This window comes from Acidovorax benzenivorans, assembly GCF_028680575.1.
GTDB lineage: Bacteria > Pseudomonadota > Gammaproteobacteria > Burkholderiales > Burkholderiaceae_C > Acidovorax > Acidovorax benzenivorans.
The window spans coordinates 261,205-275,361 of sequence record NZ_JAPCKI010000004.1 but is presented as its reverse complement, the minus strand read 5'-3'; the positions used below and the strand labels follow the sequence as shown (position 1 = coordinate 275,361).

Below are 14,157 nucleotides of genomic sequence, written 5' to 3'. Positions count from 1 at the left end.
TTGCAGTGCGATAATTGTTCTTGCAATTCAAAAGGCAAACGGGTCACGGTCCGGCGCGGCAATCATCCCGCCCATGTCCTTGGCCTCAAGTTCCAAGCTGGCTTCACAAGAGCGCGCGCGAGGGGCACCCAAGGTTTTTCGTCAGAGAAATTCACAAAGGTTGATCGATCATGGAAATCTCCAAGGCTGAACTCACTTCAGCTGCCGCTGCCACGCAGGGCAACACTCCCTCCGCTTCCGGCTCGCAGGACCTCATGGGTTCTGAGATCCTCATCAAGTCGCTTCAGGCTGAGAATGTCCAGTACATCTGGGGCTACCCCGGTGGTGCGGTTCTCTACATTTACGACGCTCTCTACAAGCAAGACACCATCCAGCACGTGCTGGTGCGCCACGAGCAGGCGGCTGTGCATGCTGCAGACGGCTACGCCCGCGCCACGGGTGAAGTGGGCGTAGCGCTGGTCACGTCCGGCCCCGGCCTCACCAACGCGGTGACCGGCATCGCCACGGCGTACATGGACAGCATTCCGATGGTGATCATCTCCGGTCAGGTGCCCACGCCCGCGATTGGGCTGGATGCCTTCCAGGAATGCGACACGGTCGGTATCACCCGCCCTATTGTCAAACACAATTTCCTCGTCAAGGACCCGCGCGATCTGGCCATGACGATGAAGAAGGCCTTCCACATTGCCCGCACCGGCCGCCCTGGCCCTGTGGTGGTGGATGTGCCCAAGGACGTTTCCTTCAAGAAGGTTCCTTACACCGGCTACCCACAAAGCGTGGAAATGCGCTCGTACAACCCCGTGCGCAAGGGCCATGGCGGTCAGATCCGCAAGGCGCTGCAGTTGCTGCTGGCGGCCAAGCGCCCCTACATCTACACCGGCGGTGGCGTGCTGCTGGGCAATGCCACCAACGAGCTGCGTACGCTGGTGGACATGCTGGGCTACCCCGTCACCAACACGCTGATGGGCCTCGGGGCCTACCCCGCGTCGGACCGCAAGTTCCTGGGCATGCTGGGCATGCACGGCACCATCGAAGCCAACAACGCCATGCAGAACTGCGACGTGCTGCTGGCCGTGGGTGCGCGCTTTGACGACCGCGTGATCGGTAACCCCAAGCATTTCGCGCAGAACGATCGCAAGATCATTCACGTAGACATCGACCCGTCGAGCATCTCCAAGCGTGTGAAGGTGGATATTCCGATCGTCGGCGACGTGAAGGATGTTCTGACTGAGCTGATCTCCATGATCCGCGAGAGCAGCACCCGGCCGGACGCTGGTGCTCTGGCCGCTTGGTGGGACACCATCGAAGGCTGGCGCAAGCGCGACTGCCTCAAGTACAGCATGGGTAGCCCAGACGTCATCAAGCCGCAGTATGTGGTCGAGACGCTGTGGAACATGACCAAGGACGCGGACACCTACATCACGTCCGACGTGGGGCAGCACCAGATGTGGGCTGCGCAGTATTACCGCTTTGACGAGCCACGCCGCTGGATCAACTCTGGTGGTCTGGGCACCATGGGCGTGGGTATCCCGTACGCCATGGGCATCAAGCTGGCCAAGCCGCAGTCTGAGGTGTTCTGTATCACCGGCGAAGGCTCGGTGCAGATGAACATTCAAGAGCTGTCCACCTGCCTGCAGTACAACACGCCGATCAAGATCTGCTCGTTGAACAACCGCTACCTGGGCATGGTGCGTCAGTGGCAGGAGATCGAATACTCCGGCCGCTACAGCCACAGCTACATGGACGCGCTGCCCAACTTCGTGAAGCTGGCCGAGGCCTACGGCCACGTGGGTATGCTCATCGAGCATCCCAAGGATGTGGAGCCCGCGCTGCGCGAAGCCCGCAAGCTCAAGGACCGCACGGTGTTCATGGACTTCCGCACCGACCCCACCGAGAACGTGTTCCCGATGGTGCAGGCCGGCAAGGGCATCACCGAAATGTTGCTGGGGTCGGAAGACCTTTAAGCTAAATCGGGCTCCAGTGCTTGATTCACAAGCGCAAGTAGCTATTAATTTGATAGCTATCACTTTTTTGACGAATCTATTGCCTGCCAAGCCCGTGCATTACCGTGCACGGGGGAGGGCAGCGAAAAGAGGAATCTCTTCATCATGAAACACATCATTGCTGTCTTGCTGGAAAACGAACCCGGTGCGCTCTCGCGCGTGGTGGGGCTGTTCTCCGCCCGTGGCTACAACATCGAATCGCTCACGGTGGCGCCCACCGAGGATGCATCGCTCTCGCGCATGACCATCCAGACCACGGGCTCCGACGATGTGATCGAGCAGATCACCAAGCACCTGAACCGCCTCATCGAGGTGGTCAAGGTGGTCGATCTCACTGAGGGTGCCTACACCGAGCGTGAGCTCATGATGGTGAAGGTGCGCGCGGTGGGCAAGGAGCGCGAGGAGATGAAGCGCATGGCCGACATCTTTCGTGGCCGCATCATCGACGTGACTGAAAAGAGCTACACCATCGAGCTCACCGGCGATCAGTCGAAGAACGACGCGTTCCTGCAGGCGATCGACCGCACGGCCATCCTGGAAACCGTGCGCACCGGTGCCAGCGGCATCGGCCGCGGCGAGCGCATTCTGCGCGTGTAACGGATTTGCCTTCGACCGGCTTGCGTCGGTGGGCCGCCTTGCTGTGCAAAAGCACTGTCTGCGGCTCCCGCGTAGCCACCCGGTCGAATCCCAATCCGATGTAAGACAATCGACTGTTTAGTTTTCAACCCCCCAACAACGTATTTCAACCGGAGCGACCCATGAAAGTTTTCTACGACAAAGACACCGACCTGAGCTTGATCAAGGGCAAGACCGTGGCCATCATTGGTTACGGCTCGCAGGGCCACGCCCACGCACAAAACCTGAACGACAGTGGCGTGAAGGTCGTGGTCGGCCTGCGCAAGGGTGGTGCATCGTGGGACAAGGTCGGCAAGGCTGGCCTGACGGTTCTGGAAGTCAATGACGCCGTCAAATCCGCTGACGTGGTCATGATCCTGCTGCCCGATGAAGACATCGCAGCCGTGTACAAGAACAACGTCGAACCCAACATCAAGCAAGGCGCCTCGCTGGCCTTTGCCCACGGTTTCAACGTGCACTACAACCAGGTCGTGCCCCGCGCCGATCTGGACGTGTGGATGGTGGCTCCCAAGGCCCCTGGCCACACCGTGCGCAACACCTACACCCAGGGGGGCGGCGTGCCCCACCTGGTCGCAGTGCACCAAGACAAGTCCGGCAAGGCCCGTGACCTGGCCCTGAGCTACGCAGCTGCCAACGGCGGCGGCAAGGCTGGCATCATCGAGACCAACTTCAAGGAAGAAACCGAGACCGATCTGTTCGGCGAACAAGCCGTGCTGTGCGGCGGTGCGGTTGAGCTGATCAAGATGGGTTATGAAACCCTGGTCGAAGCCGGCTACGCTCCTGAAATGGCCTATTTCGAGTGCCTGCACGAGCTCAAGCTCATTGTGGACCTGATCTACGAAGGCGGCATTGCCAACATGAACTACTCGATCTCGAACAACGCCGAGTACGGCGAGTACGTGACCGGCCCTGAAGTGATCAACGAGCAGTCGCGCGCTGCCATGCGCAATGCACTGAAGCGCATCCAGAACGGCGACTACGCCAAGATGTTCATCCAGGAAGGCCGCCTGAACTATCCAAGCATGACGGCCCGTCGTCGCAACACCGCTGACCATTCCATCGAAAAGGTGGGCGGTCAGTTGCGCGCCATGATGCCTTGGATTGCCAAGAACAAGCTGGTCGATCAGACCCGCAACTGATTCTTCATCGCTGGAGCGTCAAAAGGCCACTTCGGTGGCCTTTTTCCGTTGGCGTCTGGCCCTGTGTGCAGGCGCTACACTGCGACCTTCGCCTTTTGTGCGCGCGGTGGCCTGCTGTCCTGTGGGAAATGGCTGAATACTATAAATTTAATAGCTGCTTGCGCAATGCGGGTAAGCGCTGGAGGTCTGTTTGATGCATGACGGTAATGAGTCCACCGACAACCCCGGTGTGATGGTGCGCAAAAGGCGCAAAGGCATCTACATCCTGCCCAACCTGTTCACGCTGGCGGCCTTGTTTGGGGGCTTCTATTCCATCGTCATGGCCATGAACGGCCGTTTCGACATGGCGGCCGTGGGCGTCTTCTGTGCGATGGTGCTCGACAGCCTCGACGGGCGTGTGGCGCGCATGACCAACACACAAAGTGCGTTTGGCGAGCAAATGGATTCGCTCTCCGACATGGTGTCTTTTGGGGCGGCGCCAGCGCTGATTGCCTATGAATGGTCGCTCCAGGGTCTGGGCCGCTGGGGATGGATCGCTGCTTTTGTGTACTGCGCCTGTGCGGCCCTGCGTCTGGCTCGTTTCAATGTGAATACCAGCGTCGTGGACAAGCGCTATTTTCAGGGACTTCCGTCGCCCGCCGCGGCTGCTCTGGTAGCTGGTTTCATCTGGCTGATGACCGAGCTGGGTGTGCACCCGGGCGAAGACCTCTGGCTGACCTGGACACAGACTACCTGGATCATGTTTGCTTTCACGCTGTACGCGGGCCTGACGATGGTCACCAACGTGCCGTTCTACAGCTTCAAGGACATCCAGATGAAAAAGAGCGTGCCGTTCGCCGCCATCGTGCTGATCGCGCTGGGCATTGCCATCATCAACATCCATCCCCCTATCGTGCTGTTTGGCGTGTTCGTTTTCTATGGCCTGAGTGGTTATGGCGTATACGCCTGGCGCAAGGCCAAAGGCCAGCACAGTAGCGTGATCAGCACCTCTACCGACGAACCCGACGAGCGCGGTCTGCACAAGTGATGGCCGTGGTATTGGGCCAGTTGTGCTACATTGCAATGCATGAACTTGTTTGCTCTGGCGCTACTGCTACCTCCCCACGGGCGGAGACAGTAAGCGCACGCGCACACTTTTCCACAAAGGCCCGTTTGCACCTGCAACGGGCCTTTTGTTTTGGGCGCCAGATTTTTACGTTGCGGGCCCCACCCACTGATACCAGGAGAACAACATGGCTGACAAACTGATTATTTTCGACACCACTTTGCGCGATGGCGAGCAGTCCCCCGGCGCCTCGATGACCAAGGACGAGAAGCTGCGTATTGCGCGCCAGTTGGAGCGCCTGAAGGTGGATGTGATCGAAGCCGGGTTTGCTGCCAGCTCCAATGGAGATTTCGAGGCGGTGCAGGCCATTGCCGCTGCCATCAAAGAGTCCACGATCTGCTCCCTGTCGCGGGCTAACGACCGCGATATTTCAAGGGCTGCTGAGGCCCTCAAGGGTGCGGCGAGTGCCCGCATCCATACCTTCATTGCCACCTCGGCACTGCACATGGAGAAAAAGCTGCGGATGACGCCGGATCAGGTGCTGGAGCAGGCCAAGCAGTCGGTCCGTTTCGCTCGCAACCTGGTGGGAGACATCGAGTTCAGTCCCGAGGACGGCTACCGCAGCGACCCTGACTTCTTGTGCAGGGTGCTGGAGACCGTGATTGCCGAAGGCGCCACCACCATCAATGTGCCCGATACCGTGGGCTACGCCGTGCCTGAGTTGTATGGCAACTTCATCAAGACATTGCGCGAGCGTATTCCCAATAGTGACAAGGCCATCTGGTCGGTGCATTGCCACAATGACCTGGGCATGGCAGTGGCCAACTCGCTCGCCGGTGTGAAGATCGGTGGTGCGCGCCAGGTCGAATGCACCATCAACGGCCTGGGTGAGCGCGCAGGCAACTGCTCGCTCGAAGAGGTGGTCATGGCGGTCAAGACCCGCCGTGATTACTTTGGCCTTGACTTGGGGATTGACACGCAGCACATCGTGGCCGCCAGTCGCATGGTCAGTCAGACCACCGGTTTTGTGGTGCAACCCAACAAGGCCGTGGTGGGGGCCAATGCGTTTGCACATGCCAGCGGTATTCACCAGGATGGCGTGCTCAAGGCTCGCGACACCTACGAGATCATGCGGGCCGAAGATGTGGGTTGGAGTGCCAACAAGATTGTGCTGGGCAAGCTCAGTGGCCGCAACGCTTTCAAGCAACGCCTGCAGGAGCTGGGTGTCAGCCTGGACAGCGAAACCGAAGTCAATACCGCTTTCACGCGCTTCAAGGAACTGGCCGACCGCAAGTCCGAAATCTTTGACGAAGATATCCTGGCGCTGGTCAGCGACGAGAGCGTGACGGCTGAAAAAGAGCAATACGGCTTCGTGTCGCTGTTCCAGCAGAGCGAGACCGGCGAGCAGCCTCGTGCGCGCATCGTGTTCACCGTGGATGGGCATGAGGTGCGTGGCGAGGCGGAGGGCAATGGCCCCGTCGATGCCTCGCTCAAGGCCATCGAATCGCATGTGAAGAGTGGTGCTGAAATGGTGCTGTATTCGGTGAACGCCATCAGTGGCTCTACCGAGAGTCAAGGCGAGGTCACCGTGCGCTTGCAAAACAGCGGGCGTGTCGTGAATGGTGTGGGCGCGGATCCTGACATCGTCGTGGCGTCGGCGAAGGCCTACCTCAGCGCTTTGAACAAGTTACAAAGTAAAGCCGATCGGGTGGCTGCACAAGGCTGAGTGATCTATTTATAATTCACTCACTTTCTTGGAAAGTCGCGCAAGGTATTGATCTTGCGCGACTTTTTTTGATTCTGTACACTGCCCAATAATTCTTACCGTTTGGAGCACTTTGATGCACCATCGCCGCAACGCTGCAGTGAATCGATTTTTCCAGTGGATGGGTTTTGCGCTCGTGAGCGCCGCCCTCATTTCGCCCTCCGTGCATGCGGCAGATGTCAAAAAGCAAGGGGTCAAAAAACAGCAGGTCAGCGCTGCCGGTGCCAAGCGTGCAGTGGCTCCACGCAGGGTTGCCGCAAGCATCAAGCCAACGCGTGTAGCAGCCCGAACTTCCAAGGCGCCGACCAAGGTGGCGTTCGTGCCTGCCAAGCCTTCTTTTGGCCAGATGGCAGGTTTGCATGAGGTCAATGATCCGCTGGACCTCAAGTCCAGCGTGGCGCTGGTGGTAGACCAGGACACCCATGAGGTGTTGTTGCGCAAGAATGACCAGGCCGTGCTCCCCATCGCATCGCTGACCAAGCTCATGACGGGCATGCTGGTTTCGCAGGCCAAGTTGCCGATGGACGAACCTGTCACGATCACGCAGGATGATGTAGATACCGAAAAGGGTAGCCGGTCGCGCCTGACCGTGGGAACCACACTGACGCGTGGCGAGATGCTGCACCTGGCGCTGATGTCCAGCGAGAACCGGGCTGCCCATGCGCTGGGGCGTACTTTCCCTGGTGGCCTGGAAGTTTTTGTAGCTCAGATGAACGCCAAGGCCAAGTCGCTGGGGATGAATGACACGCACTATGTGGAACCCACGGGCCTGTCCAGTCGCAACCAGTCGAGTGCCCGCGATCTCGCGACTTTGGTTGGTGTGGCGCATGGAGACCCCTTGTTGCGCGAGCTATCCACCTCGCCTGGCTACGAGGTGGCGGTGGGGCACAAAACGCTTCAGTACAACAACACCAACGGTCTGGTGAAGAACCCTACCTGGGACATCGGCCTGCAAAAGACTGGCTATATCTCTGAGGCAGGCCGTTGCTTGGTGATGCAGGCCCAGGTGGCGGGGCGCAAGCTGATCATGGTGTTTCTGGATTCTGCGGGTAAATTCAGTCGGCTGGGCGATGCAGAGCGGGTGCGCCGCTGGGTGGAGTCCAACCCCGCACTGGCAGCACCTTTGCAGGCGGCACGCAACACCAACGGCTGATACGCGGGCCTCCCGCACATATGCCTGACAGGCTCCTCTGGAGGCTGCCAGGCTTTTTCGTTTTTGGATGGAGCGCCCACGTGCCTGGCAAATGGGTTGGGGTCAATCGGGTCTGCGGGCGCCTTGTACCTTGAATGGGTATCGATGCAATGAGCGTGCAAGGCCGTGTCTGTGGCCTGCCGCTTATGCTTGTAAATCACCGCGACCTACCCCGGGCGCCACAAGACGCCACGGAGGCCTCGCCCACGGAGTCGTTTCCGGGCAGGAGGTGGGCCTCAGCGCAACTCGGTGTGTTGGCGGGGGATTGGATTGTGACTGGCGTCGGTGTTTGGCGCATGGCCCAGAGCCAGTGAAATTTCGTTCGCTGTCGCTTGTAGCTTGGGCAGCCAGCCTTCGTCCAGCCGGTCGGCGGGGGCAGAAATAGACAAGCCCGCTACCAGCTTGCCTTGATCGTCATACACGCCGGCTGCGATGCAGCGCACACCCAGCTCCAGCTCTTCGTTGTCGCGGGCAATACCGTATTGGCGGGCTTTGGCCAGTTCCCGCTCCAGCACTGGCAATTGCGTGATGCTGTTTCGGGTGTGGCCTGCAAGGCCGGTGCGGGTGGCGTAGGCGCGAACGCGCTGGGGGTCATCCAGTGCCAGGAAGAGCTTGCCTGTAGAGGTCAGGTGCAGTGGCGCCCTGCCGCCAATGGCGCGCACCACCTGCATGCCCGATCGCTCACTGTAGGCGCGCTCCACATACACAATCTCATCGCCCTGGCGCATGCTGAGGTTCACGGGTTGCTGGATCAGCTTGTGCAGGCTGCGCATGGGGGTCAGCGCCGCGTCACGAACGCTCAGGCGGGCCTTCACCAAGTTGCCCAGCTCCAGCAGTCGCATGCCCAACCGGTAGCTGCCCGATTCAGGGCGGTCCACAAACCGGCCGATGGTCAGGTCGTTGAGGATGCGGTGGGTGGTGGAAGGGTGCAGCCCGGTTTTTTCGCTGATTTCCTTGAGGGAAATCGCCTCTTCACGAGAAGCCAGAACATCGATCAGTGTGAACATGCGCTCAAGCACCTGAACGCTGGGCTTGAGGGGGGTGCTGGGATCAGTTTTTTTCATGAGCGGCTACGGTGAAAGGGCCGCTGCATTTTATCTTGTGAAATGTAAACGCGTATTCAGGGATTCGTGTGCCCAGTACCCGTTACCCGGTGCCATTGCCCATCTGTGCGGATTTCATGAGGTAGAAAGCGCGTCTTGTAGTTCATCTTGGGGCTGGCTTCAATCCAGTACCCCAGGTACACATGGGGCAGGTCCAGCGCATGGGCTTGCGCAATCTGCCACATGACGTTGTAAGTGCCGTAGCTGCAATGGGGTTCAGGCTCGTAAAACGTATACACGGCAGACAGGCCGTCGTCGAGTACATCGAGAATGGAGACCATCTTGAGCGCGCCGGGCTCACCCGATGCGTCGGTATCACGAAACTCCACCAATCTTGAGTTCACCCTGCTTTGCAGCAGAAATTGTGTGTACTGATCGATGCTGTCGTGGTCCATGCCTCCGCCTGCATGGCGACCATTCTGATAGCGCAAATACAGCTGGTAGTGCTCGGGGACAAAACACAGCCTCAGCACCCGGGCCTGCAGTTGGCCGTGGCGCGCCGCAGCGCGCCTTTGGCTGCGATCGGGTTTGAATTCGTTGACAAGGACCCGTAGCGGGGTACAGGCTTGGCATCCGTCGCAATAGGGGCGGTAGGTGAACATGCCGCTGCGGCGAAACCCCTTGGCCACGAGGTCGGAATACAGATCGCTCTGGATGAGGTGGCTGGGGGTGGCGACCTGTGATCGCGCCTGCCGGTCCGGCAGGTAGCTGCAGGGGTAGGGGGCTGTCGCATAAAACTGCAGAGTCTGCAGTGGAAGGTCGTTGAGTTGCGTCATGCCGGGGCGGTCCTGGAGGGCAGCAGCTCGTCCCAGTATACGGGCTCAAATCTCCACGAGACGGCCGGCTGTTGTCGCGCTTTGTCTATATGGGTCTGGAAATCGGCCCGGGGTATCTCCCGTCCGCCCAGCGAGGTCAGGTGCTGCGTGTTTTGCTGGCAGTCAATCATGGGGATGCCATGGCGGCGGCACAGGCAGACCAGAGCGGCCAGGGCGATCTTGGAGGCATCGGTAATGTGCGCAAACATGGATTCCCCAAACACCGCGCGGCCCAGCGCCACGCAGTACAGGCCTCCAACCAGTTGATTGTTCACCCAGGTTTCCACGCTGTGGGCATAGCCCGCCAGGTGCAGGTCGGTGTAGGCATTGACCATCTCTGGCACGATCCAGGTGCCTGCCTGGCCCGCGCGTTCTTTGGTGGCGCAGGCAGTGATGACGTCCTTGAACGCGCTGTCGATGCGGATTTCGCAATTTGCCTGTCTGCGAAACGCCTGTAGTTTTTTGTGCAGAGAGCGGTGCAGCCGGAACGCCTGTACCGGCAGCACCATGCGCGGATCAGGCGCCCACCACAGAATGGGCTGCCCTGGGCCGTACCAGGGGAAAGTGCCCTGCGCATATGCAGCACAAAGGTTGGTCACGTCCAGTGCACCCCCTGCGGCCAGCAGCCCCGGCGCGGGGTCGCCTTCTCCCCAAGCAAGGTTTGGTGCGGGAAGTGGGTCGTGGGGTTCAAGCCAGGGCAGTTGCGAGGGCATGCGGGCGTGTGTCACAAAGACACTATTGTCTGGTATGCACCTGCTGGCCGGGATGGTGGCAGCCTTCGCCAACAAAAAAGCCCTGCACGGATGACATGCAGGGCTTTTTCTGATTGGCTCCTCGACCTGGGCTCGAACCAGGGACCTACGGATTAACAGTCCGGCGCTCTACCGACTGAGCTATCGAGGAATGATCGGTATCTATCAACTGACTAATTGAAAGGCCCCGCTTTTCTCATGCAGGGCCTGCAAATTCTTGGCTCCTCGACCTGGGCTCGAACCAGGGACCTACGGATTAACAGTCCGGCGCTCTACCGACTGAGCTATCGAGGAACAAGACTTAGATTATATACACAAAATCTGGTCTGAATCCACAAGCGGCGTGGGTCGACTCACAAACCCGTGCGGCAACGTCAGGCCGTATGGCGCGTTATGCTGGCCGCTCCGCTGCTTGGCGAGCGGCCCGTGCTTTTCCCATCTGCGCCCATCGTTTCATGACCATCCACACCATTTTGAAAATGGGCGACCCCCGCTTGTTGCGCGTTGCTCAGCCCGTCACCGCGTTTGACACCGACGAATTGCACCAGCTCGTGCGCGACATGTTCGAGACCATGGCCTCGGTCAATGGAGCAGGGCTGGCCGCGCCGCAGATTGGGGTAGATATGCAGCTGGTGATCTTTGGCTCCAACGACCTAAATCCACGCTACCCGGACCGGCCGGTCGTGCCGCCCACGGTGTTGCTCAACCCGGTGATCACCCCTCTGGGTGTTGAGGAAGAAGAGGACTGGGAAGGCTGCCTGTCCGTGCCAGGTCTGCGTGGCAAGGTGCCGCGCTGGTCGCGTATCCGCTACACGGGGTTTGACCTGTACGGCGATCCCATTGACCGCACGGTGGACGGCTTTCATGCCCGCGTCGTGCAGCACGAATGCGACCACCTGATTGGTAAGCTTTATCCCATGCGGGTGCGTGATTTCACGCAGTTCGGGTTCACGGAGGTGCTATTCCCGGAGATCAGTGCCACTGAAGACGACTGAGCCTGGTGCTCCCTCTGGGGCTGTGGTGAAGTGGGCTCAGGACGATAGTTCCTGCAGCAGCTCGGTCTCGATCTGGATCTGGCGGGCGTTGTTCTGCAGTTCGGGGCCCTGGATGAGAAACGTGTCCTCCACCCGTTCGCCCAGGGTGCTGACCTTGGCCAGTTGCACGCTCAGGTGGTGCTGCGCCAGGATGCGTGTCACCAGGTAGAGCAGGCCGGCACGGTCGCTGGCCGAGATCGCCAGCAGCCAACGCTGCGCTTTTTCGTCAGGCCGCAAGGTAACGCGGGGCGCCACCGGAAAGCTCTTGACCCGGCGTGACACGCGCTTGCGGGTGGGCTCTGGCAAGGGGCCACCTTCCTCGATCACTCGCATCAGGTCGCTCTCGACCATGTGGGTCAGTTCGCGGTAGTGCCCGGGCTGCTCCGATGCCGAAGAGGCCACCACCTGGAAGGTGTCCAGCGCATAACCGTTGTTGGCGGTGTGCACCCGCGCATCTAGGATGCTGAAGCCCACGCGGTCGAAGTAGCCACAGATGCGCGCAAACAGGTCGGCCTGATCGGCAGCGTAGACCATCACTTGCAGGCCGTCACCCGCTAGTGACTGGCGGGCGCGCACCACGGGCCGAGTGGCGCCCACATGGCGCGACAGGTGCCGTGTATGCCAGGCAATGTCGGCGGCGTCATGGCGCATGAAATAGCTCACGTCCAGTGTGGCCCAGAGTGCCTTGTGCGCCTCGAAGGGCAGGGCGTTGAGCGCCAGCAGCACCAGCGCCTCGCGCTTGCGGGCTTCGATTTCGGCGGCTGCATCAGGGGCGCGGCCGCCCAGGGTGCGCAGCGTGGCGCGGTACAAGTCTTCCAGCAGCTTGCCCTTCCAGGCGTTCCAGACCTTGGGACTGGTGCCGCGGATATCCGCCACAGTGAGCAGGTACATGGCCGTGAGGTTGCGCTCGTTACCCACGCGGCGCGCAAAGGCGGCGATCACATCGGGGTCGCTCAGGTCCTGCTTTTGCGCCACGGTGCTCATGGTCAGGTGCTCGCGCACCAGAAACTCGATGAGTCGGCCATCTTCGCGGTCCACGCCATGCTGGCGGCAAAAGCGCCGTACTTCCTCTGCGCCGATCTGCGAGTGATCGCCACCCCGTCCTTTGCCAATGTCGTGAAACAGCGCCGCCACATACAAAATCCAGGGCTTGTCCCACCCGCCCGCCAACTGCGAGCAGAACGGGTATTCGTGCGCATGCTCCGCCATGAAGAAGCGGCGCACGTTGCGCAGCACCATCAGGATGTGTTGGTCTACCGTGTAGACGTGGAACAGGTCATGCTGCATCTGCCCCACGATGCGGCGAAACGGCCACAGATAGCGCCCCAGCACCGAGGTCTGGTTCATGAGCCGCATGGCATGGGTGATGCCTGAGGGCTGCTGCAAGATGCGCATGAAGGCATCGCGGTTGACCGGGTCGCGCCGGAAGGCGCTGTCCATCACGCCGCGTGCGTTGTAGAGCGCGCGCAGGGTGCGTGCCGACAGGTCCTTGAGCCCCACCGTGGTCTGGTAGAGCAGAAAGGTCTCCAGGATCGCATGGGGGTCTCGGGTGTAGAGGTCGTCGCTGGCCACCTCGATCAGACCCGCCTTCTCGAAGAACCGCTCGTTGATCGGACGCGGCTCGTGGGTGGACGGGTTCAGGCGCTCTTCGATGTTGAGCAGCAGGATCTGGCTGAGTTGCGACACCGCCTTGGCCGCCCAGTAGTAGCGGCGCATCAGCGTTTCGCTGGCACGCATCGGCAGGCGCGATCCATCAGGCGCCTGTGAGCGATAGCAGAACGACTCGGCCACCGCCGTCTGCAGGTCGAACACCAGGCGGTCCTCGTGCCGCCCAGCCGCTGCGTGCAGGCGGGCGCGGATCAGGCACAGCAGCGCCTCGTTGCGCTCGATCTGGCGCATTTCGAACGCGGTGGCCAGGCCGCTGGCGGCCAGCTCCTTCCAGTTGCTGCCTAACCCGGCGGCCTGCGACACCCACAGGATCATCTGCAGGTCCCGCAGACCTCCAGGGGATTCCTTGCAGTTGGGCTCCAGCGAATAGGGCGTGTTCTCGTACTTCGTGTGGCGTTGGCGCATTTCCAGCGTCTTGGCCACCAGGAAAGCCTCAGGGTTCATTTGCGCGCGGTACTGGCGCTGGAATTCGGCAAACAGCGCCGCATTGCCGCAGACCAGCCGCGATTCGAGCAGCGAGGTCTGCACCGTGACATCGCCCGCGCTCTCGGCCAGGCACTCTGCCACGGTGCGCACGCTCGACCCGATCTCCAGGCCCGTGTCCCAGCAGCTGCCGATAAAGCCTTCCAGCTTTGTGCGCAATGCGCTGCCGGTTTCGGGTGCCGCGCCGTCTGGCAAGAGCAGCAGGACATCGACATCGGAGTATGGGAACAGTTGGTCGCGCCCAAAGCCGCCGACCGCCACCAGGGCCATGTCATCGGGCAACTGGGCGCGCAGCCACAAAGTCTGCAGCAGGTTGCCCGCCAGCGACGACAGTTTGCGCAGCAACACACGGATGCCGCGCGTGGAGGCACCGGTGGATTTCATGGCCGCCAGCAGGGCAGCCTTGTCGCTGCGGTAGGCATCTCGCAGGGCATGGAGTTCAGTCATGGTCGGTGTGTGCAGGTAGGGGCCATGAAAATGCCATGCAAGAGTTGTGCGAGCGCCGGTGCGTCAAGGGGGGGC

At 60.7% G+C, this 14,157-nt stretch carries 11 protein-coding genes and 2 tRNA genes; 7 read left to right on the top strand and 6 right to left on the bottom strand.

From position 1 onward, the window contains the following. Positions 1-170 precede the first annotated feature (170 nt). From OIN59_RS09395 to OIN59_RS09370, 6 genes are all read left to right on the top strand, one after another. On the top strand, positions 171-1,964 hold the full coding sequence (locus OIN59_RS09395) for an acetolactate synthase 3 catalytic subunit (protein WP_274109533.1): 1,794 nt from the start codon (positions 171-173) through the stop codon (positions 1,962-1,964). 144 nt (positions 1,965-2,108) lie between these two features. Beyond that, complete coding sequence (gene ilvN / locus OIN59_RS09390) at positions 2,109-2,600, top strand: acetolactate synthase small subunit (protein WP_015013659.1); 492 nt, start codon at positions 2,109-2,111, stop codon at positions 2,598-2,600. Between the two features lie 161 nt (positions 2,601-2,761). Further along, positions 2,762-3,778, top strand: coding sequence for a ketol-acid reductoisomerase (gene ilvC, locus OIN59_RS09385; RefSeq protein WP_055393779.1), 1,017 nt, complete (start codon positions 2,762-2,764; stop codon positions 3,776-3,778). Between the two features lie 193 nt (positions 3,779-3,971). Next, positions 3,972-4,805: a CDP-diacylglycerol--serine O-phosphatidyltransferase gene (pssA, locus tag OIN59_RS09380; RefSeq protein WP_274109524.1), complete on the top strand. Its 834-nt coding sequence runs from the start codon at positions 3,972-3,974 to the stop codon at positions 4,803-4,805. A gap of 205 nt (positions 4,806-5,010) precedes the next feature. Then, complete coding sequence (locus OIN59_RS09375) at positions 5,011-6,549, top strand: 2-isopropylmalate synthase (RefSeq protein WP_274109522.1); 1,539 nt, start codon at positions 5,011-5,013, stop codon at positions 6,547-6,549. 115 nt (positions 6,550-6,664) lie between these two features. Further along, the gene (locus tag OIN59_RS09370; protein ID WP_274109520.1) at positions 6,665-7,741 is read left to right on the top strand and encodes a serine hydrolase; all 1,077 of its coding nucleotides are present in this window, start codon (positions 6,665-6,667) and stop codon (positions 7,739-7,741) included. A gap of 275 nt (positions 7,742-8,016) precedes the next feature. Here OIN59_RS09370 and OIN59_RS09365 read toward each other — a convergent pair whose 3' ends face one another. The 5 genes from OIN59_RS09365 to OIN59_RS09345 all read right to left on the bottom strand — a co-directional run bounded on the left by OIN59_RS09365 (position 8,017) and on the right by OIN59_RS09345 (position 10,744). Next, complete coding sequence (locus OIN59_RS09365) at positions 8,017-8,844, bottom strand: IclR family transcriptional regulator (RefSeq protein ID WP_274109518.1); 828 nt, start codon at positions 8,842-8,844, stop codon at positions 8,017-8,019. Positions 8,845-8,900: 56 nt separating this feature from the next. After that, on the bottom strand, positions 8,901-9,659 hold the full coding sequence (locus OIN59_RS09360; RefSeq protein WP_274109516.1) for an arginyltransferase: 759 nt from the start codon (positions 9,657-9,659) through the stop codon (positions 8,901-8,903). After that, complete coding sequence (gene aat, locus OIN59_RS09355; protein WP_274109514.1) at positions 9,656-10,411, bottom strand: leucyl/phenylalanyl-tRNA--protein transferase; 756 nt, start codon at positions 10,409-10,411, stop codon at positions 9,656-9,658. The genes OIN59_RS09360 and aat overlap by 4 nt, the downstream gene beginning before the upstream one ends. A 114-nt stretch (positions 10,412-10,525) precedes the next feature. Then, positions 10,526-10,601: transfer RNA gene (locus tag OIN59_RS09350), tRNA-Asn, on the bottom strand. Between the two features lie 67 nt (positions 10,602-10,668). Then, positions 10,669-10,744, bottom strand: a tRNA-Asn gene (locus tag OIN59_RS09345). Positions 10,745-10,905: 161 nt separating this feature from the next. On the opposite strand from OIN59_RS09345, the gene def reads away from it, so the two are divergent. Next, positions 10,906-11,445: a peptide deformylase gene (gene def / locus OIN59_RS09340; protein ID WP_274109512.1), complete on the top strand. Its 540-nt coding sequence runs from the start codon at positions 10,906-10,908 to the stop codon at positions 11,443-11,445. Between the two features lie 36 nt (positions 11,446-11,481). On the opposite strand, the gene OIN59_RS09335 is transcribed toward def, so the two are convergent. Then, positions 11,482-14,082, bottom strand: a complete 2,601-nt coding sequence (locus OIN59_RS09335; protein WP_274109510.1) for a [protein-PII] uridylyltransferase — start codon at positions 14,080-14,082, stop codon at positions 11,482-11,484. Between the last annotated feature and the right edge of the window lie 75 nt (positions 14,083-14,157).